Raw genomic sequence first — 23,273 nt, forward strand, 5'->3', positions numbered from 1 at the left:
CACGCAGGAGAGAATCGATCGGACCGGAGGCGACGAGCCGCGGTGCCCGCGCGCTCGCCCGGCGTCAGGGCTGACCGCTCTCGCCTTCGGCGAGCGGCGCCAATGCCGATGCGGCCTCCACGATCGTGTCGGCGAGCACGGCGTCGAGGCCGGGAGCTCCGAGCCGTTGCTGCTCGCGCATGGCGTCGAGCGCGAGCAGCTCGGCGGCGCGGTCTCCGCGGTGGTGCGCCACCCAGAATGCGCGGGCGGCGTCGAGGAGCTCGCCGGGATCGCGGTCGCGCAGCCCGGGTGGCACGCCGTCGGCGTCGGCGCAGGGCGCGCGCCGCGTCACGTCGATTCGCGGGACCACGAGGTCGACGTCGAGCACTGCGTCGCCGGGCGCGGCGCACAGGAACGCGGCGTGTCTCGGCTCGAGCGTGACCAAGCGGAACGAGCGCCCGGGGTGCAGCCACGCGAGCATCCTGCTGTGCCCGCTCTGGCCGTCGATCAGGCCGACGTAGAAGTCGCTGTCGCACTCCGCCCGGTAGCGCTCGGACTCGACGAACACGACGGGAACGATCCCGGTGTGGCGGCGTGTCGCGTCGGCGACCGCGCGCTCGATCGACGCCGCGTCGTCTCGGAGCCAGCGCCGATCCCACGTGAACGCGTCGCCGACCACGATGATCGCCAGGCACGCCGCGCCCACGTTGGCGGCGACGAGCGCCGCGCGACCGGAGCTCGCCGCGCGCTCGAGCGCGCGGAGCGGTAGGTCCAGCAACGCGGCGGTCAGCAGCGCTGGGCCGAGGTTGGCGAGGCTCATGAAGTACGGGTTGTGGTAGCTCGCCATCAGCACGAACGGCGCGTACGCGACCACCGCCCACGCGACCGCGAGCGCGACCACGCGGGCCATCGCGACGACCCCCACCGGCTCCTGCCGCCACCGCAGGTAGATCGCAGCCGTGACGATCGAGAGCGTCAGGAGCCCGCCGAAGCGCCCGAGCCACTCGCTCGCGATCGACCGCCAGAAGAACGCCGTGCTGGGCCCGATCGCCTCGAGCACGATCGCGTGCGTGCCGCGCGCCGCGCCCGAGAAGAGCGCGGCGCGAGCACCGAGGAGCCCGAGGAAGGCGAGCACGAACAGCACGGCGGACCGCGTTCGGAAGAACGCCAACGACGCCGGGACGCCGTCACGGAAGACCCGCACGACCGCGAGCAGCGGCAGCGTGACCACCACGATCTCGTGGGTGACGAAGCCGAGCGCGAGGAGCGGCAGCGACACCGCGAGCCGCGGCTGTGGGCGCGTCGTCTCGATCAGCAGCGCCAGCACGACGACGCGCCCCTGCACCGCCTCGACGGAGGCGAGTGAGTCGAGGCAGGCAGCGGTGGACGCGGTGAAGAAGCCGGCGAGGGCGGCGATGACGGCAACTCGAACCGACGCTCCGAGCTGGACGAAGAGGCGCGCCGCGAGCGGGATCGAGACCAAGTGGAACAGCAAGCAGGCGACCGCGATGGGCCGTGGGTCCACGCCGAAGAGTCGTCGCGACGCGGCGAAGAGCAGCACCGACGTGAGCCGGACCGTCTCGGAGCCACGGAGCTCCGCGACGAAGCGATCGAGCGCCGCGCCGCGCTCGAGCCAGGTCCAGTCGTTGAAGAGGAACGGCGTCGAGAGCTGCAACCACGAGAACCGCACAAGGGCGACCGCGATGACCAGCGCGGTCACGGCGAGCCCGAGGCGGAGTGGTCCCTCCGCGTCGCGTCGTGGGTCGAGGTGTGGAGGTGCGCTCACGTCGCCCGGGAAAGTACCGCCCGCGCCGCGGGCTTGGAACCGGCGCCCGCGCCGCCAGCTCGGACCCCGAGTGTCCGGTCGTTCGCGTCAGCCCGCCCGCAGCAGCATCACGAGCCCGGCGATGCTCACCGCGAGCACGATCGCCGCGAGCGCGTAGATCACGATCTCCGCGGTGCCCATCTTCGGCGCGACCGGCGGGAGCGTGGGCGTGCTCCTCGGCGCGACGACCTCGGGCTCGCCGGTGGGCGCTTCGGGATCGTCGGCCGGCGCCGTCTCGCTCGTCGCCGTGACCACCGGCTCGAGCGGAGGCGGCTCGGGCATCGCCTCGTCGGGCGCTTGCTCCGCCGCGCGCAGCGCGCTCTCGGTCGGGTCCTCGTAGACCAACACCGTCGCGCCGATCACCAGCTCGTCGCGATCGACCAGGCGCTTCTCGGGCAGCGCGCGCTCGTTGACCACGAGGCCGTTCTTGCTGCCGCGATCGCGCGCGATCACGCCGTCGAGATCGACCACCAGATCGACGTGCTCGCGCGACGCATCGGCGTCGGAGAGCACGAGGTCGCAGGTGTCGGCGCGACCGATCACCAGACGCGCCGGCGGCGGCGGGATCTCGAGCACCACGCCTTCCTGCGCGCCGTTCATCACGACCACGCGCGCGCTCGTCGACGTGCTCGCGCCGAGCACCTCGCGCAGCAACCGCCGCGCGAGCGACGACGTGCGCTCGGCGTTCGCCGTGGACGTGACCGGCACGCCCTCCTTCCACGAGAGCACGAACGCGCCGATCTCGATGCGATCCCCATCGCGCAGCGGCTTCGCGCGCTCCGGCACCAGCTTCGTGCCCTGCACGCGCGTCCCGTTCGTCGCGCCGTGATCGACGATCACGTAGCGCCCCGCGCGCAGCTCGATCGTCGCGTGCCGCGTGCTCACCGACGTGTGCGGCAGACGAACGTCCGCGCCTGCTCCGCGCCCGATCAGGATCCGATCCTGATCGAACTCGTAGACCGCGTCCTCCTGCCCGACGCCCGTCCCGCGCTCGCGCGGGCTCACCGAAAGCCGCACGCCCATGCGACGAGGGCCGAACCTGCGCCGTGTGGCGCGCGCGGTCAAATGATCCGCCACGCGCCCTGTCGGAAACTGGACGGCGATCGATCGCTCGGGCTTTCTCCGGCTCGGAGACAGGAGCCTCACATGGAAGCGCAGATCGAACGCCGCTCGTACGGTCTTCCCCGGATGCCCGTCGACCTTCTCGTCGAGCTCTCGAACGAGGGCGACGACGAGGTGTTCGAGGCAGACGCGGTCGACCTCGGGCCAGGCGGGATCGGCCTCCGCGCCGCGGTGCTGCCCGAGGTCGGGCAGCGGCTGCGCTGTCGCTTCGAGGTGCCGGGCGCCGTCGAGGCGTGCGAGGCGCAGGGCGAGGTCGTGTGGGCCGCCGACGCGGGCCGCTGGAGCGGGAGCTTCGGCGTGCGCTTCGACGGGCTCGATGCGCGCGCCGCCGAGGCGCTCGACGCGATCGCGCCTGCGCCGGTCGAAGACCCCGGCACGCCCGAGGAGCTGCGCGCGCCGCGCATCGTGAAGGTGCGCCTCGATGGCGTCGCGAGCGCGATCGAGGGCGAGATCGCGAGCGAGGGCGGCGAGTCGATCTCGATCGAGCAGGCGATGCCGTTCCTGCAGATCGGGCGTGGCGCCGAGATCGACGATGGCGGCGCGAAGGTGCGCGCGGTGCTGGAGCGCGTGCGGCTGCGCGTCGAGAACGGGACGCCGCGTCTCGTGCTCGAGCTCGCGCCGGAGACCGCGCCCGCCGAAGCACCGAGCGCCGATGCGACGATCCAGGACGAGCCGCTCGAGTCGCTGATCGCGCGCGCGAAGGACGACGAGGAGTCGCTGCCCGACGCGTCGATCGAGCGCGCACCGATCGAGCGGCGCGAGCCCTCGAAGAAGATCGCCGCGCCGACCAAGGTGCGCCGCGAGCGCGAGGCGCCGCGGGTGATCGCGCGCGAGGAGATCGCGGCCTCCGAGCCCGCGGCCGACGAGGAAGCGCCGATCGTGATCAAGGCGCGCGCCTTCGCGGCGCAGGCGCGGCCCGCGCTCGCGAGCGGATGGGCGAAGACCAAGTCGTTCTCGGCGCTCGTCGTCGCGCGCTCGGGCCCCTGGCTCGTGCGGGTGCGCGACGCGATCGTCGCGGCGTGGCGTGCTCTCGCGTCGCGCGTCGCCGTGCGCGCGCCGCGTCTCGCGCCGATGCTCGGTCAGCCGGCGCGCCGTCGCACCACCTCCGCGCCGCCGGTCGCGACCGCGGCGCAGCCGGTGCGTCGTGCGCGCGGCGCGGCGCCGGTCGTCGAGGCGCCCGCGAAGGGCCGTGCCCGCGGCATGGCGATCGGCGCGATCGCGATCGTCGCGGTCGGTCTCGCGGTGTACGGCCTCGCATCGCGCCCCGAGGCGCCGAGCGACGAGATCGACGTGCATCGCCCGGTCGACGTGCCGGCCGCGCTGCCGGCGACGCCGACCCTCGCGGTGCCGGTGACGGTGCCCGAGACCTACGAGCCGATCGCGCCTCCCGAGCCGGTCGCGGCCGCGCCGACGCCGGGCTGGGATCGCGCGATGCCCGAGCCCGCGACCGCCGCGGGCCCGATCGCGGCGCCGAGCTATCCGTCGATCGACGATCGCCGCGAGGTCGTCGTGCCGGCCGAGGACGAGCCCGCGACCACGACGACGACGACGACCGCGACGCGCAGCATGGAGTTCGGCGCGGCGAGCGTGGAGCGCGGCCGCACCACCGCGCTGCGCATGAGCGCGCCGGTGCAGTCGATCGAGGGCCTCGCGGATGCAGGCGGGTTCACGGTGACGGTGCACGGCGCGCTCTCGCTCGACCGCGCCGCGCCGCTCGCCGCCGCGAACTCCGCGATCGAGCGCGCGTCGATCATCAACCGCGGTGATCACTGCGTGCTGACGATCCGCTTCGTCACCGGGCGCACCCCGCCCTACCGCGTGGTCGCGAACGGCACGTCGCTCGAGGTCACCTTCGGGCGGTGAGCCCCTGCCGGAGTGCTCGTCCCGCCGGTCCCGGATGGGAGCGCGCGGGCGAGCCGAGCTTCGACAGCTTTCGAGCCGGTCACGTTCGTCGGCCTCGTCGCCACGTGATCTCGGGCGCGCGGGGAAGAACGAGAGATCGCGCGCCCGTTCCGTACGTCCGAGAGGGCCTTGCACCGCGATACCAACTCCACGAGCGCGAGCGAACGTCGAGGGAGCAGCTTCTCGGCGCGTCTGCTCGCGCCGTTCGCGTCGGTGCGCGCCGACGAAGCGCCCACGGTGCTCCTGATGGCGGCGCAGGCGTTCGTCCTGCTCACCGTCTACTACCTGCTCAAGCCGGTGCGCGAGTCGTGGATCCTCCCCGGCGGCGCCGAGCTCAAGACGTACGCCGCTGCGGTGCAGGCGATCGCGCTGGTCGGCGTCGCCAAGGGGTACGACGTGCTCGCGCGCCGGGTGCGTCGCGATCGGCTGGTCGCGATCGCGACCACGATCGCGATCGTGTGCCTCGTCGCGTTCCACGCGGCGTCGCAGGCGGGCCTCGACGTGGGCCTCGCGTTCTATCTCTGGCTGGGCGCGTTCCAGCTCCTGCTGATCGCGCAGTTCTGGTCGTTCGCGAGCGATCTCTACACGCCGGAGCAGGGCCGTCGTCTCTTCGCGGTCCTCGGCGCGGGCGCGGCGATCGGATCGGTGTGCGGTGCCCAGATCGCGCGCGTGGTGATGCGCGTCGTCGAGACGCCCTCCACGCTCCTGCTCGCCGCGGCCGCGCTCTTGCTCGCGGTGCCGGTGCTGACCTCGATCGCGCACCGGCGTCATGCGCCCTCGCGCCGTGCGCGAGATGCTGCGCCGCCCGCGCCGGTCGCGGTGCCCGAGCCCGCCGATCGCGGCGTCGTCGCGCGCGTGCTGGGCGATCCCTACCTGCGCCTCGTCGCGCTGTTCACGGTGCTGCTCAACGCGATCGCGACGCTCGGCGAGTACGCGCTCGATCGTTCGCTGCTCGATGCCGCGGCGATCGCCGTCGCGCACCACGAGTCGCCGAGCGTCGAGCACTACGTCGGTGCGTTCAAGGCCGACTACTACTCGGCGATCAACGCGGTGGTGCTCGTGCTGCAGCTCTTCGCGGTGTCGCGGGTGCTGACGGTCTACGGCGAGCGCGCCGCCCTCGCGATCATGCCGGTGTTCGTCGTCGCGAGCGCGATCGTCACCCTCGGCGCGTCGATGGTGCTCCCGATGCTCGCGGTGCTCGCGACCGCGCGGGTGGTCGAGAACGGCCTGATGCACTCGGTGCAGAGCACCGCGCGACAGACGCTCTTCCTCGTCGCGACGCGCGACGGACGCTGGAGCGGCAAGGCGTTCATCGACACCGTGACGTGGCGTGCCGGCGACGTGCTCGGCGCGATCTCGGTCGCGGTGCTCGCGTGGTGCGGCGCCGGCACGAGCGCGGTGATCGCGCTCGTCGGCGTGCTCGGCGTCACCTGGTTGCTCGTGGTCGCAGCGTTGGGCCGAGAGCACCGCGCCCGCGTCGCGCTCGCGCGCGGCTGATCGGAAGATCAACCGCAGAGGACCGCAGAGAAGGCGAATTCTCGCGGCGGCTCAGCGCGAAGCAGCGCGGCGCGGGAAGCGCAGCCGGAACGTGGTGCCCGAGCGCTCCACGCGGTGGCGGCTCGACACTTCGATCGTGCCGCCGTGCTGCTGCACGATGTTGCGCACGATCGAGAGCCCGAGGCCCGTTCCCTTGCCCTCGCCCTTCGTCGAGAAGAACGGCTCGAACACGTGATCGACGTGGTCGCGGGCGATGCCCGGCCCGTCGTCCTCCACCTCGACCCGCAGCGACTCGTCTTCCTCGGCCGCGACGCGCACCACGATGCGCCCGCCCGCCGCGCCGCGGTGCTCGGCGATCGCGTGGCATGCGTTGGTCACGAGGTTGATGAACACCTGGTGTAGCTGCCCGCGCACCGCCCACAGCGTCGGCAGCTCCGCCGCGTAGTCGCGCTCGATCGCGACGTGGCCTTCCGCGATCACGTGCTCGCAGAACACCAGCGCTTGATCGATCTCGTCGATCATCGACACGCTCGCCGGCTCCTCGCTCGACGGTCGCGCGTAGGTCACGAGGTCGCGCGTGAAGCGCAGCATCCGCGCCGCCGCCTCGGTGATGCGCGAGAGCTTCTCGAGATCGCCCGCGTCGGCGCCGCTGCGGCGCCCCTTCGTGAGCAGGTACTCGGCGTAGACCGAGATGCTCGTCAGCGGGTTGTTGAGCTCGTGCACCACGCCCGCCGCGAGCTGACCGAGCGTCGCGAGCTTCTCGGCCTGGATGATCTGCTCTTCGAGATCGCGCACCTCGGTGAGGTCGCGACCGATCGCCACCACGCCCGCGATCTCGCCGTCGGGCGCGGTGATCGACGCGGTGTTGAACGCGACGCGCGCGAACCCGCCCGACGCGCGCGGCAGCCGCAGCTCGACGTCGGTCGAAGGACGCCCGCGCAGCGCCGCATCGAGCGCGGTCATCGCGCGCCCGTGCTCGCTCGGGGGCAGGAAGTCGAGGAAGTCGCGCCCCATCCAGCCCTCGCGCGCGCCGCCGGTGACGCGCAGCGTCGCGAGGTTCACGTTCTCGATGCCGCGATCGCGCCGCAGCACCACGATCGGCGCGTTCGCGTGCTCGATCACCTGCGCGAGGTAGTCGCGCAGATAGCTCGACTCGCGCAGCAGGCGCGCGCTCCGCAGCTTGCTGCCCAGCTCGAGCGCGAGCGGCACGAGGATCGGCGCGTCCCACGCCGGCACCGCGAGCCCCGCGGGGTACTCGACCGAGAGGATCCCGAGCACGCGCTCGCCGTCGGCGAGCGGCACGTCGAACCCGGTCGCGCCCGCCTCGAAGAACGGCACGTAACGATCGGCCAGCGTCACCCCGACACGCTCGAGCGCGCCCTCGTCGAGCGCGTGACGCGCGGCCGCGCTCCGCTCGAGCAGCAGCGGATCGCGCCCTGCGTGCGAGAGCCGCCCCGATGCGTAGAAGAGCGAGACGTCGTCGCCCTCGGCCGCCACGAGCCGCAGCACGAAGCGACGCTCGGGGAACAGATCCCGCATCGCCTCGACGAACGCGTGCACGATCTCGTCGTCCTGCCGATCGATGCCGATCTCGCGCGACAGGCGCAGCATCATCGAGGGGACGCGCTCGGGCGCCGGTGGATCGAGCGTGCGCACCGCGCGGTGCTCGCCCGAGCCCTCCTCGAGGGCCCACGCGCCGGCATCGATCACGCGCTGCTCGATGCCGCTGATCCGATCGATCGGCACCTCGCCGGTCACCGGCTCGTCGTTCTTCGCGACCGAGCGCGTGGCGCTGCCGGGCTCGGTGTCGGCGTCGAGATGCGGATCCGCTCGTCTCGGCATCAGCGCCCCGTGCCTTCCTTCGCCTCGTCGCCGGTCGCGGCGTCGAGGTCGAGGATCTTCTGCGCGCCCACGTACGACTTCGTCTCGTAGCGCGTGATCTTGCCGATCTTCCGCACGATCTCCGCCATACGCTCGCCCTCGCGGACGATCACGCTCGCGTAGTGGTGCTCCGGCGCCGCCGGATCGAGCTTCCTCGCGAGGAGCTGTGCGTAGTTGATCACGCTGGTGAGCGGCTGGTTGAGCTCGTGCGCCGTGGTGCCCGCGAGCTCCGCGATCAGCGCCTGCTTCTCGGTGACCGCGAGCTTCTGCTGAGCCTGCATCAAACGTTCTTCGACACGCAGCTTCTCGCGCAGGTCCGTGAAGATCCCGACCGAGGCGAAGGGCTTCCCCCGCCCGTCGTAGATCATCGCGGCGCTCAGGTTGATCGGGATGCGCCGGCCGTGACGATCCGCGGCGTCGAAGCGCACGCTCTCGAGACGCCCCGGGCCTCCGTGCTGCGGCGAGCGGATCATGCGCATGACCTCCTGCGCGCCGCCCGGCGGATAGAGGTCGGTGACGTGGCGCTGGCCGATCACCTCGTCCGCGGTCCAGCCGTAGATGCGCTCGGCGCCGCTGTTGAAGAGCAGGATGTTGCCCTTCAGATCGCTGGCGATGATCGCGTCGACGCTCGCGTCGATCAGCGACTCGAGGAAGTCCTTCGTCTTCGCCAGCTCGGCCGCGGTCTCGCGCTCCTCGCTCACGTCGCGGAACGAGAAGAGCACCGCGCCTTCGCCCTCGAGCAGCGACGCGAACGCGCAGGAGACGACGCGCACCTCGCCGTCCTTGCGATCGAGGCGGAGATCGACGCCCTGCGGGTAGTGCCCTTCGCGCACGCCCGCCCAGATCTCGACCATCGCCTTGCGATCGCCGGGATGGATGATCGAGAGCAGCGAGCGGCCGCGCACGTCGTCCTCGGTCACGCCGGCGATCTCGTACGCACGCGGGTTCGCGAAGAGCAGTTGCCCGTCGGGGTCGACCGCGGCGAGACCGTCGGCCGCGCTCGTGAAGAGGTTCGCGTAGCGCTTGAGCGCGCGCAGGCGTCGCTCGGCCTCGAAGCGCGCGAAGTTCACCTGCTGCGTCTGATCGCGCAGCGTCTGCATGATGCGCGCGTTGCGCAGCGCGACCGCGGTCGCGTTGGCGACGATCTGACAGAAGTCGACCTCGCGCGGCTCGAGCGTGCCGCGGCGCTGGGCGGCGCGCAGGAAGAGCACGCCCATCGCCTCTTCCTGCCAGACGATCGGGAGCAGCGTGAGCGCGCCGAGCGCGCCCTCGGGCACGCTCCCGCGCACGCCCTCGAGCACCGGGTGCGTCGAGGCATCGCGGATCGTGAGCGCCTGACGGGTGCGCAGGACCTCGAGGATCTCGGGGTATTTCTCGAGATCGATCCGCAGGTTCTGGATGCCCTGATCGTCGCTCGCGGCGACGACGTAGCCGACGTGGCGGCTCTCGGCCTCGGGCGCGAGCACGATCGAGACGCGATCGACGTTCACGACCTCGGCGATGCGCCGGACGACCGTGTAGAGGATGTCGCTGAAGTCGAGCGCGGACGCGAGCGTCTGCGTGAGCTCGAGCATCGCCTTCGCGTCGCGCTCCTTGTGCGCGAGCGCGGTGATCGTCTCGTAGATGCGCAGCTGCGCGCGGATGCGCCACGCGAGCTCGGGCTCCTGCGAGGGCCATCGAAGCACGTCGTCGGCGCCCGACTCGAGCAGCGAGTCGGCGCGCACACCGTCGGACGTGACCGCGAGGATCGGGAGATCGGTGCCCGCCTGGGTCGCGCGCACCGCGCGCACCCGCGTCTCGCCCTCGGGCGCGCCGACGATCACGACCGCGACGTCGGGCGCCGCGACCTCGGTGCGCATCTGCTCGAGCGTGTCGAAGGTGCGGACCCGCAGGCCGAGCTCGCGCGCACAGGTCGCGATCGCGGCTCGACGCGCGGCGTCGGGATCGCCCAGGAGCACTTCGAGCGTACGCGCGTCGGACACGTCGGGCGGAATGGTACCAGGGATACGGGACGGCTGCTTCTTGGGGCGTGAGGAGGGAGCGAACGACCGTGCACGAGCACGTGACACGTGCTCTCCCGTTCCTGGTCCGCCCTCGACGTGCGACGTACCATCGCGGCGATGTTCGGGGCCGTGCGTGTGGCGTCGGTGGTGCTCGCCCTCGGGGCGATCACGACGATGGTGCGCGCGCAGGACGAGGTGCTGCTGCCCTCCGAAGAGGCCGGTCTCGACGACGAGGGGCCCGCGCGGCTCGCGCCGCCGATCGCGCCGCGCGTCGCGGTGGTGCTGCTCCCCGCGGGGCCCGACGTCGATCCCGCGATGACCGACGCGCTCACCGAGCTGCTGATCGCCGGGGTCGCCGCGCGCGGTGAGGGCCTGCAGATCGTCGGCAAGGAAGAGCTCCAGGTGCAGCTCGAGCGCGACGACGCGGAGACCGCGCGCTGCATCGAGAGCGCGGCGTGCCTCGGGCGCCTCGGCGCGCTGCTCGACGTGCGCGAGATCATCGCGGGCACGCTCGCGGCGCGCGTGGACGCGAACGGCGCTGCGTCGTGGGCGTTCGATCTCCATCGCCTCGACGTGCGCGACGGAGAGCAGCTCGGGCGCGTGTTCCGCGAGGTGAGCGGCGATCTCGACGCGCTGCTGCGTGCGCTCGAGGAGTCGATCCCCGAGCTCTACGCGCGACGCGTGCAGCCAGGACGGCTCGTGGTCCGCGCGACCGTGCAGGGCGCGGCGGTGACGCTCGACGGCGCGGCAATCGGCGTGTTCGAAGGTGCGCCGCTGCGGCGCGAGACGGTCGAGCCGGGCACCCACGTGCTGCAGGTCGAGGCTCCGGGGTTCCGCGCGTTCGAGCGATCGGTCGAGGTCGAAGAGGGCGCGACGCTCATGATCGACGCGGTGCTCGAGCGCGCGGGCGGCTGGACGCCGTCGCCGCTCGTCTGGGTGGGCGGCGCGATCGCGATCGCGTCGACGACCGCAGCGATCGCGTTCGGTGTCGCGTCGCAGGCCGAGCCCAGCGGCGACGTGTCGATGCGCGACGCGGTCGAGCAGTTCTATCCGGCGCGCGATGCCGAGGCGATGGCGGCGAACGTGCTGCTCGGCATCGCGGGCGGAGGCGCGATCGCGGTCGCGGTGGGCCTCGCGATCTCGGGGGTCGACGATGCGCCGCGCGAGCGCGCGACGGCATGGGTCGCGCCGGTCGCCGGCGGCGTCGCCGCGGGCGTCGCGGGGCGGTTCTGACGTGCGCGGGTGGTCGATCGCGGTGCTCGCGCTCTGCGCGGTCGGGTGCAGCGTGGAGCGGCCGAGCGATCTGCTGACGCGCCTCTGGACCTGCGAGGTCCAGGAGGACTGTCTCGAGGGCTGGCGCTGCGCCGATCGCAGCGTGCTCGGCGAGGACTTCTGTCGTCCGGCGTGCGACCCCGCGGATCCCTCGTCGTGCGACGGGCACTGCACGCGCAGTGGAGAGTGCCTGGCGCGCTGCACGTTGCTCGGAGACGGAGCGACGGAGTGCCCCGACGGGCACGCGTGTGTCCGCACCGATCTGCTCTCGGGCGAGGGTGTCTGTCATCCGGTCGAGACGTGCTCTCGATCCGACGAGTGCGCGCAGGGCACGCGCTGCTTCAACGACGTGTTCGATCTGCCGCCGGTGCTGCCCGGTGTGTCGTACGCGTCCGATCAGCTCTATTGCGTCGCGGTGCCCGACGAGATGATGCGCTGTCCGACGGGCTATCTCGTCGCGCCGGCAGTGGGCGATTCGCCCGCGACGTGCCTGCCGCGCTGCGACAGCGCGGGATCGCGGTGTCCGCCCGATCTCACGTGCCTGCGCGAGCTCGGATACCTGTTCTCGCAGCCGGGCGCGAGCGCGTGTTATCCGGGCTATTGGGGCCTTCCCTGCGACGACGACGCGCAGTGTCTGCTCGGTCGTTGTCTCGCGATCGGCGAAGGACGTCGTGCCTGCACCTATGGCTGCGGCGAGGCCGATCGGGTGTTCGGCGGCGACGGATGCGAGGCGCTCGAGGACGCATCGCGCGGCCTGCGGCTCGACGCGCTCGAGGTGCGCTGCCTCGAGACCGACGGACACGACGTGTGCGCACCGCTCGGCACCACCGGCGCGCCGTGCAACGACGACATGCGCTGTGCCGAGGGGCTCGAGTGTCGCCCCTTCCTCGCGGGCGCGACGATCGTGCGGTTCTGCTCGCGCGATTGTGCGAGCGACGCCGAGTGCAACGACACGCGCGCACCGCTCACCGCGTACTGCGCGCCGAGCGCGGGCGGCGGGAGCTGTCTGCCGCGCAGCTTCGAGGGCGGAGGCTGCGAGCGCGCCGAGCAGTGTCGGCTCGGGCTGATCTGTCGCGAGAACGTGTGCGTCGCGCCGTGAACGGAAGCGGCACGGCGTGTAGATCGGTTGGGCGAGGATGAGCGGGATGGAGAAGCGGAGCGCGGCGCCGATCGGCGTGTTCGACTCGGGGCTCGGAGGTCTCACCGTGGTCCGCGCGATCGCGGAGGCGCTGCCGGGCGAAGAGCTCGTGTACCTCGGTGACACCGCGCGCGTGCCCTACGGCACTCGCAGCGCGCACACCGTGATCCGCTACGCGCGCGGCTGCGGTGCGCTGCTCGCGAAGCACGGGATCAAGATGCTCGTCGTCGCGTGCAACACGGTGAGCGCGGTGGCGCTCGACCACCTGCGCGTCGAGCTCGACATGCCGGTGCTCGGCGTGATCGAGCCGGGCGCGCGCGCCGCAGTGCGCGCGTCGAAGAGCGGGCGCATCGGCGTGATCGCGACCGCGGGCACCGTCGGGAGCGGCGCGTACCCGCGCGCGGTCGCGAGCTTCGAGACCCGCGCCGAGGTGAAGCAGCTCCCGGCACCGCTCCTCGTGCCGCTCGCGGAAGAGGGATGGCTCGATGGTGAGGTGCCGACCCTCGTGGTGCGACGCTATCTCGAGGACCTGATGCGCGGTGACGCGCAGATCGACGCGCTCGTGCTCGGGTGCACCCACTATCCGCTCCTCAGCGGCGTGATCCACGACGAGGCGGCGCGGGTCGCGGGTCGCGAGATCGCGATCGTCGACAGCGGCGTCGCCGCGGCGGGCGAGCTCGACGAGACGCTGCGCGCCCGCGGCCTCCTGCGCGAAGGCGCGCCGGGTGGTCTGAAGCTGATGGTCACCGATCGCCCGGGTCGCTTCGCCGAGGTCGCGGCGCGCTTCCTCGGTCGCGACCTCGACGGCCTCGAGGTCGAGCAGGTCGACCTGTAGCCCATCGCGGGATTCCTACGCGCGACGCGTGCTCATGTGGCCCCGAGCGACATGAGCGCGACACCTCACGACCCTCGCGACGTGACCGACCACGTGCAGCGCGCGCGTCGCGCCGCCGTGATCGCGCTCGCCGGATACGCCGCGAGCAAGGTCCTCGTCTTCATCTCGAGCCCACTGCTCTCGTACCTCATCGCGCCCGACGTGCGCGGGCTCGTCGAGCTCGTGAACCCGATCGTGATCGGCATCGAGCTCGTGAGCGATCTCGGGATCGGCCCTGCGATCATCCAGAGCCAGCGCGGCGCGGATCGCACCTTCCTCGGCGTCGCGTGGACGATCCAGGCGGTGCGCGGCGCGATGCTCTCGCTCGTCGTGTGCGCCCTCGCGTGGCCCTACGCGGAGATCACCGGACACCCCGAGCTCGCGCAGATCCTGCCGGTCGCGGGGCTCGCCGCGCTCGGCAGTGGTCTGCTCTCGACGAAGATCCTCACGACCAGCCGCGAGCTCGCGATCGGTCGGCTCACCGCGGTCGAGCTCGGCGCGCAGGTCGTCGGCTTCGCGGTGAAGATGATCTGGGCCTCCTACAGCCCGACCGCGTGGTCGCTCGTCGGCGGCGGCCTCTCGATCATCTTCACCAAGCTGGTGCTCAGCCACGCGCTGCTCCCCGGCGCGCTCGATCGTCCGCGCTGGGATCCCGCGATCGCGCGCGAGCTCGCGCGCTTCGGTCGATGGGTGCTCGCGAGCACGCTCCTCACGTTCCTCACCGGCCACGCCGATCGCTGGATCTTCGGAGCGCTGATCCCGCTCGGCATGCTCGGGCTCTTCGGCAATGCCGCGGTGATCGCCGCGCTGCCGGTCGAGGTGGTCGGACAGCTCGCGGGGCGCGTCGTGTTCCCGCTCTACGCGCGCGTGCTGCAGAGCGGCGGCGATCTCGCGCCGGTGTTCCAGCGCGCGCGGCGCCCGCTGCTCGTGCTCGGCGGCTGGGCGATCGCGGGGCTCGTCGCGGGCGCGCCCACCGCGATGCGCTTGCTCTGGGACGAGGCGTGGTGGGGCTCGGGATGGATGATCCAGATCCTCGTGTTCGCGTCGTGGTTCCGCCTCTGCGAGACGACGAACGGCGCGGCGCTGCTCGCGCGTGGCGAGCCGCGCTGGCTCGCCGCGGGATCGCTCGCGAAGCTGATCGCGATGTGCATCGCGATCCCGATCGGGCACGCGATGGGTGGGTTCCTCGGCGCGCTCCTCGCGTACGCGTCGACCGAGGTCGTGCGCTACGTGGTCTCGGTGTGGGCGACCTCGCGCCTCGGGCTGCACGCGGGACTGCGCGACGACGTCGCGGGCACCTTGCTGGTCGCCGCGACCGGCGTCGGGGGATGGCAGATCGCGGAGCGCGTGCGGGCGTGGGGCGTGCCCGTGCTCGCCGAAGCAGCGCTCGTCGCGATCGTGGTCACGCTCGCGTGGGCACCGCTCGCGATGCCCGCGGTGATGTCGATCGTCCGCGAGCGACGCGCGCGCTCGGCGCTCGCACCGGCGCGCGCGTGACGCGGGTCGATCAAACTCGGCTCTCCCACTCCGGTCCCTGCCGTCCGCGTGCTCCGCCCGCTCCCGTACGGGCCCTGCGCGGGAGAGCACTCCCGCCGGTGATCACGCCGCAGCGCGCTCGAGCGTGATCGGCGGGGCGGCAGGGCCGAGCGTGTCGCGGAGCTGCTCGCTCAGCGCGACGAGCTGCTCGCCGGCCTCGCGTCCTCGGCTCGCCACGATGCGCGCCGCGATCTCCGCGGTCGCCGTCGCCAGCACCGCGCGCGCCCAGATCCGGCCGAACGCGCCGTAGCGCTTCTCGTAGTACGCCTCGCGGTCGCGGTTCCACACGATGTTGCGCTCGCGTCGCCGCGCGCGGCGGGTGGAGCCGCCTTCCTCGTGGACCACCTCGGCGTCCGCGAGGTAGCGGATGCGCCGGCCTCGCTCCCAGAGCCGGAAGCAGAGATCGACGTCGTTGAAGTAGAGGCTCATCCGCGGATCGAACCCGCCGATCTCCTCCCAGTCGCGGCGCCGCACCACGAAGCACGAGGTCGGCGGCTGCTCGACGTCGCGGCTCTGCTCGTGATCGAAGTCGTCCATCCGACTGCGCGCGATGATCCAGCTCCCCGGCGGCACGCGCCCGAGCGCCGTCGAGTGCGCGAGCGCGGTCGCGAGCGTCGGGAAGCGCGCGCAGGTGCGACGCACCTCGCCGAGCGTGCCCACGAGCTTGGGGCTCGCCGCGGCGTACCCGAGGTTCGTGTCGAGGAAGCGGACGAGGCGATCGAGCGCGCCTGGACGCACGAGCGCGTCGGAATTGAGCAGCCCGATGTAGCGACCCCGCGCGCGCTCCGCGCCCTGGTTGTTCGCGTACGCGTAGAGCAGGTTGCGCTTGTTGCGGACGAGCTCCACCTCGGGATGCTCGCGCGCGACGCGATCGGCGGTCCCGTCCTCGCTCGCGTTGTCCACCACGATGATCTGGCGGCGCAGCGAGGTGCGGTCGGCGCGGAGCGCGCGCAAGCACGCGGCCGTCATGTCGCAGGTGTTCCACGACACGATCACGATCGAGAGGTCGACGTGCCTCAAACCGAGGGCTCCTTCCCGTGGCCCGTTGCACGCGTGATGCGTACATCGACCACGAGAGGGACCTAGCCGCATCCCGCGTGATACCGAGTCTCCGTGCCCCGAGACCTCACGCCCGCGGACGGGCGATCAGCGTGAGCTCGATGCGGCGGTTCATCCGGCGGCCCCGCACCGTCCCGTTGTCACCGACCGGGCGGAACTCCGAGTAGCCCGCCGCGGCGAGGCGCTCCCCGGGGATCGAGCACTGATCGGACAAGAAGCGCACCACGTTGGTGGCGCGCGCGGTGGAGAGCTCCCAGTTCGTCGCGAAGCGCTCGAGCGCGTCGCCGGTGAGCGGCGTCGAGTCGGTGTGGCCCTCGACCTGGATGAGTCGGTCCTCCATCCGCGCGAGCGAGGTCGCGACGCGGCGCAGGAGCGCCTGACCGCGGTCGCTGAGCTCGGCGCGTCCCGGCGCGAAGAGGATCTGATCCGCGAGCCGCACCGCGACGCGACCCTCGCCCTGCGAGACCGTGACGTCACCGGCCGCGATCTCGCTGCGCAGCTGCTCGGTGAGCTGATCGTGCATCGCCTGCAGCGCGCCGATGCGCGCGTCGCGCTCCGCGACCGCGCCTGCGAGCTCCTGCTCGCGCGAGCGCAGCGCGTCGCGCTCGGCGGTGATCGCATCGCGCTCGGTGCGCAGCGCGTCGCGCTCGGTGGTGAGCGCCGCGAGCGCGGCGGTCGCTTCGTCGCGCACCCGCGTCGCGCCGTCGAGCTCGGTCGCGAGCCGCTCGCGCTCCGCCGCGAGCGGCTGGTGGATCTGCGAGACGAACACCGCGCCACCGCACAACAGGGCGACGAGCACGAGGATCAGCGTCCAGCGGAAGTTGCGCTCGCCGTTGCCGCGCTTGGTCTCGAGCTCGATCGTCGGCGGGTTGTCGTGCGCGTCGGCGTCGCGCGTTGGCGCCTGACCGGTCGGCGGACGATGCGCGGGCTGCGGCGCGCGAGGACGCGTGGGCTCGATGGGCCTGGGTGCAGTCGTCATGGCGCCGAGCTTGAGCAACCCCGCGCGGAGGTTTCCACCGCACAGCCGCGACGATGGGCGCGCGTGTGCCGCGCGATCGCTGCGTTGCCTACGTGCTCCGCGCCGCAGCCGTGGAATGCACGTTTCCAATCGAACGTGAACCCGCGCGCCGGCGTCCCCACTGGACGCTCCGCCACCGCGCGGGCTACGACGTGACGACGAACGAGGGGAGCGCACGAGTGACCGAGCACGTCGACGTGATGATCGTGGGCGCCGGCCTGTCGGGGATCGGCGCGGCCTGGCATCTGCGCGACCGCTGTCCCGATCACAGCTACGTGATCCTCGAGGCGCGCGAGGCGATCGGCGGCACCTGGGATCTCTTCCGCTATCCCGGGATCCGATCCGACTCCGACATGTTCACGCTCGGCTACGCGTTCCGGCCGTGGCGCGATCAGAAGGCGATCGCCGACGGTCCCTCGATCCTCGAGTACGTGCGCGAGACGGCGCGCGAGAGCGGGATCGATCGGCACATCCGGTTCCGACATCGCGTGAAGCACGCGTCGTGGTCGAGCGAGGACGCGCGCTGGACGGTCGAGGCCGAGCGCGAGGACGGCGAGATCGCGCGCTTCACGTGCAGCTTCCTGTGGATGTGCTCGGGCTACTACGACTACGCCGAGGGCTACACCCCGGAATTCCCGGGCACCGAGCGCTTCGGCGGGCAGATCGTGCACCCGCAATTCTGGAGCGACGACCTCGACTACGCGGGCAAGCGCGTGGTCGTGATCGGCAGCGGCGCGACCGCGATGACGCTGGTGCCCGAGCTCGCGAAGAAGGCCGCGCACGTGACGATGCTGCAGCGCTCGCCGACGTACGTCGTGTCGCTGCCCGCCGAGGACGCGCTCGCGAACTTCCTGCGCGAGCACCTGCCCGAGCACGTCGCGTACGGCATCACGCGCTGGAAGAACGTGCTCCTGAGCATGGCGTTCTATCAGTTCGCGCGTCGCGCACCGGAGCGCGCGAAGAAGCGGATCGTGTCGCTCATCCAGAAGGAGCTCGGCGCGGAGTACGACGTCGCGACCCACTTCACGCCCAAGTACAAGCCGTGGGATCAGCGCCTGTGCCTGGTGCCCGACGGCGATCTCTTCATCGCGCTGCGCGAGGGGCGCGCGTCGGTCGTCACCGATCACATCGAGACGTTCACCGAGAAGGGCATCCGACTGCGCTCGGGGCAGGAGCTCGAGGCCGATCTGATCGTCACCGCGACCGGGCTCAAGCTGCAGTTCCTCGGCGGCATGGAGCTCGACATCGACGGCGAGCGTCTCGAGCCCACCAAGACGATGAACTACAAGGGCGTGATGCTGAGCGACGTGCCGAACCTCGCGTGCACGTTCGGCTACACGAACGCGTCGTGGACGCTCAAGGCGGATCTCACCGCGGAGTACGTCTGCCGCCTCTTGGGCCGCATGCGCGAGACCGGCGCGAACGTCTGCACGCCGCGGCTGCGCGACGCGGAGATCGGCGAGGAGCCGTTCCTGAACCTCACGTCGGGCTACGTGCAGCGCGCGCTCGCGCACCTGCCGAAGCAGGGATCGCGCAGGCCCTGGAAGCTCTACCAGAACTACGCGCTCGACATCCTCTTCCTGCGTCATGGCGACATCGACGACGGAACGATCGAGCTGACGAGCACGCCCGCGCGTCGCGAGGAGCCGAAGCGCCGGCTCGGACCGATGGCGCGCGCAGTGCGCGCGGTCGCCTCGCGCTGAGCCCTTGCCGGAGTGCTCGTCCCGCAGGTCCCGGACGGGTGCGCGCGAAGCGCGCGGACGGTAAGGGACCGGCGGGCGAGCCGATTTTGCGACAGCCCTTGAGTCTCCCGCCGATCAGAGGCTGAGGGCGTCGAGCGTGAGGCCTCGCGTGTCCTCCACCAGCTCGGCGCACATGGGCTCGAGCCCCGCCACGAGCTCGGTGCAGCGCTCGATGCCGCCGTGGATGGCCGCATCTTCGAGCGCCGACGCGAGCGCTCCGGCGACGGTCGAGAACGCGGAGAGGGTGCCGTGGAGCATGTGCGCGGCTTCCCTCAGGCGCGGCCGATCTCGGTCACGAAGCGCCGACCGGGTACGCGCCATGTGATCGGGAAGGCTCCGTCGAAACACGGCGCAGAGCCTCTCGAGGACGGCCGGATGCCCCCCGCACGCCCGCAGGATCGCCCTCGGATCGAGGACGCGCGACTCCCGGCGCTTCATCGGCGGAAGGTGAGCTGCCATCCGCTCGATCGCGGTCCACAGGGCCTCGACCTCGATCGGCTTGGACAGGAAGTCGTCCATCCCCGCAGCGAGGGCCTCCTCGCGATCGCGCTTCGACGACCGCGCCGTCAGGGCGATGATCGGCAGGTGCTCGTTCGTTCCGCGCTCGTGCTGGCGGATCGCCTGCACGACCTCGAAGCCGTCCATCTCGGGCATGTGCAGATCGAGGAGCATCAGGTCGAAGGTCGCGCCGGGCCTCGTGGCGAGCTCGAGCGCGGTCCGACCATCGCTCGCGAGCTCGACGCGGTGTCCACGCCGGCCGAGCAGCTCCTCGAGGAGCGTCACGTTCAGCTCGTTGTCTTCGGCCACCAGGATGTGCAGCGAGCGCGCACGCGCGTGCGGCACAGCCGCTTCGGCGTCGACGACGACCTCTTCGCTCCGACCCGGCTTCGAAGACCGGGCGATTCGAGCGGCGAACGAGAACGTGCTGCCTCGGCCGAGCTCGCTGTCCACGGTGATCCGACCGCCCATCAGCGCCGCGAGCCGAGCGGAGATGGTCAACCCGAGCCCCGTCCCGCCGAACTGCCGGGTCGTCGACGCGTCCGCCTGCTCGAAGGCGCGGAAGATGGCCGCGTGCTTCTCGCGCGGGATGCCGATTCCCGTGTCGCGCACCGTGAAGAGCAAGGGCACCGCCGCGGAGTCGGCAGGGGCCGTCGGATCGATCATGACCTGGACGGCGACCTCGCCCCGCGTGGTGAACTTGATCGCGTTGGCGAGGAGGTTCGTCAGCACCTGACGCACGCGGCCCGCATCCCCGTGATAGCCGTCGGGCACGTCCTGGTGCACGTCGCAGATCAGCTCCAGGCCCTTGCGTCGCGCGCGCACGACGAGCGCGCCCACGGTCTCTCCGACGGCGGCGCGGAGAGAGAAATCGGCAGGATCGAGCGCGAGCATGCCGGCGTCGATCTTCGAAAAGTCGAGCAGGTCGTCGATGATGTGGAGCAGGTTCCTCGCGGCCATCTTCACGGTCGAGAGGAGCTGTTTCTGGTGGGCCGTCTCGGAGGCGTCGAGCGCCAGCTCGGTCATCCCGAGGATCGCATTCATCGGAGTGCGGATCTCGTGGCTGACGTTCGCGAGGAACTCGTCCTTGGCGCGATTGGCCGACTCGGCCGCTTCCCGCGCCAGCTGCAGCTCCGCCTCGATCCGCTTGATCTCGGTGATGTCGAATTGCGTGCCGAGCAGTCGCGTCGGTCTCCCCTGAGCATCACGGACGGCGCGTGCGCGGGTGAGGAGCCACCCGATCGAGCCGTCTTCGCGACGGGTGCGGAACTCCGACTCCAGCTGCCCCGATCCGCCACTGAGATAGGCGACGGTCTCGGCATACGTGCGCGCGAGGTCGTCGGGGTGGATCGAGTACGCGGTCGCGCTCGCGTAGTCGACGGGGGCCGTCATCGGATCGAACCCGGCCATCTCCCAGGCGTTCGCCACCCGGATCGTCGCGCCCTCGAGCGTGCCGTTGGGCAGATCGATCTCGTAGATGCCGGTGTTGGATCCGGCGATCGCGAGCGCGAGGCGCTCGTTCGTCTCGTGCAGATCCTCTTCCAGCTTCTTTCGCTCGGTGACGTCCTGGAGGATGGCGAGGACGCGGGCCGGCTCTCCGGTCGGCGCGCGGAGCATCACGGAGTACGTGAGATGGCTCCAGGCAACGGATCCGTCGCGCCGCAGGTACTGCCGATCGAACGAGTGCTTCTCGACCTCCCCGTCGAGGATCTGGCGCATGCGCGCGCGGGCCCCCTCGATGTCGTCGGGAAGCAGATCGAGGAACGTTCGTCCGAGGAGCTCTTCGCGGGAGTACTCCGAGAGCCGGCTGAACGTGTCGTTGATCTCGAGGATGCGGCCCTCTGCGTCGAGGAGGAGCATCCCCACCGCTGCGTTCTCGAACGTCGCGCGGAAGCGCTGCTCGCTCTCGCGGAGCACCTGCTCCGCCCGCACGCGCTCGGTGATGTCGATGGTGATGCCCGTGAAGCGGGTGGCTCGCGCGGTCGTCGGGTCGCGCTGAGCGACTCCGCGTGCGAGGAGCCAACGCTCGGAGCCGTCCTTGTGCTGGGCGCGGTGCACGCGCTCCCACTCCCGGCCCGTCCCGTCGAGGTGGGCTTGCAGGCTCGCCGCGGCGTGATCCTGGTCTTCGGCGAAGAAGAGCGCGACGACGGCGGCGAGGTCAGCCGTCCTGTCGTCGCCCGCGTAGCCGAGGAGCTGGAACACGTTCGTGTACGTCGCACGGCCGATCGCGCCATCGACGATGTCGTAGTCCCAAGTGCACGCCGTCGAGCCGAGGATCGAGAGCTCGAGCCGCTCTCGATTCCGGCGTGCTTCTTCCTCGGCCGCCTTGAGGGCCGTGACGTCGACGCTCGTCCCGACGAAGCTGCGCGGAGCGCCATCGGCGTCGCGCGTGACGATGCCGCGCGCGAGGTTCCAGTGGATCGATCCGTCGTGGTGCCGGACGCGGTACTCGGCTTCGAAGGTCGGGGTGTCGCCGCGGATGCACGCCTCGAGCACGGCCATCACGGAGGGCTGGTCCTCTTGGAGCACGACCAGCCCGAGGCTCGCCGAGAACGTGCTCGGGACCGTCGCGGGATCGTAGCCGAGCGACTCCCAGACGTTGAGGAAGGTCGCTCGCGCGTCGTCGATCTGGCTGTCGACGAAGTCGAACTGCCAGACGTAGACCCTCGAGAGTGTCGTCGCGAGCTCGAGCAGCAACGTTGCCCGCCGCGTCTCCTCCTCCGCCTGCTTCTGGGCCGTGATGTCGACGGTGGTGCTGATGAAGCGGAGCGGCTTGCCCTCGGGGCTCCGGATGACGCGACCGTGCACGCAACGCCACCGAGGTGAACCGTCGGGGGAGACGTTCGCTCGATACTCGAAGCGCACCTCGTCCCTCTGCCCTCGGATGCACTCGTCGATCGCGGCGGTCAGCGGCTCCCGGTGCTCCGGCGCGAGGACTTCCATGAGGGCATCCCAACGCACGCCCACGACACCCAGGCTGCGCAGGCGCGCGGTCCAGGAGAAGTACTCGAGCACGCGCCCCTGCATGATCGAGTCGCCGTGGAGCTCCCAGGTCCAGATCGACATGTCCGAGCCGCGGAGCGCGAACTCGATCGTCTCGCGCAGCTGGCGTCTCTCCTCCTCGCCGCGCCTCTCGACGCTGATGTCGATCGAGATCGCGCGCAGCGCCGAGGGCTCGCCGCTCGGGTGGCGGGAGACGGTCCCGCGGATGCGTCGCCAGCGGATCGACCCATCGGGGAGCGTGAGCGAGTGCTCGGTCTCGAAGTCCGGAGTCGTTCCGTCGGCGCACGCCTCGATGGCCCGGATGCACTCGTCTCGGTCGCGGACGCCGACTCCGTCCTGCGCGAGCACCGCCGACAGCGTCGGCCACGCGCTCGTGTCGTCCGACCGGAGATCGTCGTCGGGCACCTGGCGGCAGCTCGCCGCCGCGCCGTCGACGAAGACGAACTCCCAGGGCGTCAGCCCGCTGGCCTCCTTCGCCCGCCGGAGCTGGTCTTCGAGCTTTCGTACGCGCGCTTCGAGGCGCTCGTGGTGGAGGGCAGGCGCAGACAAGGTGGGTTCGCCGGCTCCGGCGTCGCAGCGCCGAGCAAGCGACAGGCCAGCACGCAGGACGCCCGGTCTCGTCAGCGGAGAGGGGCCAATAGTTGGTCCGAGTGACCAACTATTGGCCCGGGCGGCAGCTTTTTGGGCGCCGCGACCGCCGACGGCGTGCGGGACGACTTCGTTGGCCGGGAGGACTTCGGTTGCCCTTCCTGGATTTGAAGTCCAGTCGGGGCAACTTCGGTTGTCGTTCCCTGGACTTGAAATCCAGTTTCGACGATCGCGATCGTCGTTCCGGGCCCTGAAATCGCCGGGCCATGATCGCGATCGTCCCCGCGCGATTCCACCGCGTTCCACGGCGACCCAGCTCGTCGCCGCCCGCCCTGC

The 23,273-nt window shown here is 71.6% G+C and carries 14 protein-coding genes; 7 read left to right on the forward strand and 7 right to left on the reverse strand.

The window, feature by feature from the left end; translation table 11 throughout:
• Positions 1 to 64 precede the first annotated feature (64 nt).
• A complete protein-coding gene (locus I5071_RS37230) occupies positions 65 to 1,699 on the reverse strand; it encodes a hypothetical protein (RefSeq protein WP_236518121.1) in 1,635 nt (544 codons plus the stop codon).
• 153 nt (positions 1,700 to 1,852) lie between these two features.
• Positions 1,853 to 2,827 carry an FHA domain-containing protein gene (locus I5071_RS37235; RefSeq protein ID WP_236518122.1) on the reverse strand — a complete coding sequence of 325 codons (975 nt, stop codon included), beginning with the start codon at positions 2,825 to 2,827 and terminating at the stop codon, positions 1,853 to 1,855.
• A 165-nt stretch (positions 2,828 to 2,992) separates the two neighbouring features.
• Between I5071_RS37235 and I5071_RS37240 the strand changes: the two genes are divergently transcribed.
• Together I5071_RS37240 and I5071_RS37245 are read left to right on the forward strand one after the other, a co-directional pair.
• Complete coding sequence (locus I5071_RS37240; protein ID WP_236518123.1) at positions 2,993 to 4,789, forward strand: PilZ domain-containing protein; 1,797 nt, start codon at positions 2,993 to 2,995, stop codon at positions 4,787 to 4,789.
• 168 nt (positions 4,790 to 4,957) lie between these two features.
• Positions 4,958 to 6,325 (forward strand): NTP/NDP exchange transporter, encoded by a 1,368-nt coding sequence (locus I5071_RS37245; protein WP_236518124.1) that lies wholly within the window; start codon positions 4,958 to 4,960, stop codon positions 6,323 to 6,325.
• A gap of 51 nt (positions 6,326 to 6,376) precedes the next feature.
• On the opposite strand, the gene I5071_RS37250 is transcribed toward I5071_RS37245, so the two are convergent.
• Entirely contained in the window at positions 6,377 to 8,167 is a 1,791-nt protein-coding gene (locus I5071_RS37250; RefSeq protein ID WP_236518125.1) for a two-component system sensor histidine kinase NtrB, read from the reverse strand.
• Positions 8,167 to 10,188 (reverse strand): PAS domain S-box protein, encoded by a 2,022-nt coding sequence (locus tag I5071_RS37255; RefSeq protein WP_236518126.1) that lies wholly within the window; start codon positions 10,186 to 10,188, stop codon positions 8,167 to 8,169. Before I5071_RS37255 ends, I5071_RS37250 begins: the two co-directional genes overlap by 1 nt.
• A 138-nt stretch (positions 10,189 to 10,326) precedes the next feature.
• Between I5071_RS37255 and I5071_RS37260 the strand changes: the two genes are divergently transcribed.
• The 4 genes from I5071_RS37260 to I5071_RS37275 all read left to right on the forward strand — a co-directional run bounded on the left by I5071_RS37260 (position 10,327) and on the right by I5071_RS37275 (position 14,990).
• On the forward strand, positions 10,327 to 11,442 hold the full coding sequence (locus I5071_RS37260) for a PEGA domain-containing protein (RefSeq protein WP_236518127.1): 1,116 nt from the start codon (positions 10,327 to 10,329) through the stop codon (positions 11,440 to 11,442).
• A 1-nt stretch (position 11,443) separates the two neighbouring features.
• On the forward strand, positions 11,444 to 12,580 hold the full coding sequence (locus tag I5071_RS37265; protein ID WP_236518128.1) for a hypothetical protein: 1,137 nt from the start codon (positions 11,444 to 11,446) through the stop codon (positions 12,578 to 12,580).
• Positions 12,581 to 12,626: 46 nt separating this feature from the next.
• On the forward strand, positions 12,627 to 13,454 hold the full coding sequence (murI, locus tag I5071_RS37270) for a glutamate racemase (RefSeq protein ID WP_236518129.1): 828 nt from the start codon (positions 12,627 to 12,629) through the stop codon (positions 13,452 to 13,454).
• Positions 13,455 to 13,535: 81 nt separating this feature from the next.
• Complete coding sequence (locus tag I5071_RS37275; protein ID WP_236518130.1) at positions 13,536 to 14,990, forward strand: oligosaccharide flippase family protein; 1,455 nt, start codon at positions 13,536 to 13,538, stop codon at positions 14,988 to 14,990.
• A 102-nt stretch (positions 14,991 to 15,092) separates the two neighbouring features.
• Here the strand turns inward: I5071_RS37275 and I5071_RS37280 are convergent, their stop codons facing one another.
• Both I5071_RS37280 and I5071_RS37285 read right to left on the reverse strand, forming a co-directional pair.
• The gene (locus tag I5071_RS37280; RefSeq protein ID WP_236518131.1) at positions 15,093 to 16,049 is read right to left on the reverse strand and encodes a glycosyltransferase family 2 protein; all 957 of its coding nucleotides are present in this window, start codon (positions 16,047 to 16,049) and stop codon (positions 15,093 to 15,095) included.
• A 106-nt stretch (positions 16,050 to 16,155) separates the two neighbouring features.
• Positions 16,156 to 17,067 carry an OmpA/MotB family protein gene (locus I5071_RS37285; RefSeq protein WP_236518132.1) on the reverse strand — a complete coding sequence of 304 codons (912 nt, stop codon included), beginning with the start codon at positions 17,065 to 17,067 and terminating at the stop codon, positions 16,156 to 16,158.
• A gap of 239 nt (positions 17,068 to 17,306) precedes the next feature.
• Here I5071_RS37285 and I5071_RS37290 point away from each other — a divergent pair, with 239 nt between their 5' ends.
• A complete protein-coding gene (locus tag I5071_RS37290) occupies positions 17,307 to 18,809 on the forward strand; it encodes a flavin-containing monooxygenase (RefSeq protein WP_419249686.1) in 1,503 nt (500 codons plus the stop codon).
• Between the two features lie 114 nt (positions 18,810 to 18,923).
• On the opposite strand, the gene I5071_RS37295 is transcribed toward I5071_RS37290, so the two are convergent.
• Positions 18,924 to 23,243, reverse strand: a complete 4,320-nt coding sequence (locus tag I5071_RS37295) for a PAS domain-containing hybrid sensor histidine kinase/response regulator (protein ID WP_236518134.1) — start codon at positions 23,241 to 23,243, stop codon at positions 18,924 to 18,926.
• Positions 23,244 to 23,273: the final 30 nt, after the last annotated feature.

This window comes from Sandaracinus amylolyticus, assembly GCF_021631985.1.
GTDB lineage: Bacteria > Myxococcota_A > Polyangia > Polyangiales > Sandaracinaceae > Sandaracinus > Sandaracinus amylolyticus_A.

What these genes read in the sequence shown, in the direction of transcription:
- I5071_RS37235 (WP_236518122.1), bottom strand. Translation starts at nt 2,827, where the DNA reads ATGGGCGTGCGGCTTTCGGTGAGCCCGCGCGAGCGCGGGACGGGCGTC.
- I5071_RS37240 (WP_236518123.1), top strand. Translation starts at nt 2,993, where the DNA reads ATGCCCGTCGACCTTCTCGTCGAGCTCTCGAACGAGGGCGACGACGAG.
- I5071_RS37250 (WP_236518125.1), bottom strand. Translation starts at nt 8,167, where the DNA reads ATGCCGAGACGAGCGGATCCGCATCTCGACGCCGACACCGAGCCCGGC.
- I5071_RS37260 (WP_236518127.1), top strand. Translation starts at nt 10,327, where the DNA reads ATGTTCGGGGCCGTGCGTGTGGCGTCGGTGGTGCTCGCCCTCGGGGCG.
- murI (WP_236518129.1), top strand. Translation starts at nt 12,627, where the DNA reads ATGGAGAAGCGGAGCGCGGCGCCGATCGGCGTGTTCGACTCGGGGCTC.
- I5071_RS37285 (WP_236518132.1), bottom strand. Translation starts at nt 17,067, where the DNA reads ATGACGACTGCACCCAGGCCCATCGAGCCCACGCGTCCTCGCGCGCCG.
- I5071_RS37290 (WP_419249686.1), top strand. Translation starts at nt 17,307, where the DNA reads ATGATCGTGGGCGCCGGCCTGTCGGGGATCGGCGCGGCCTGGCATCTG.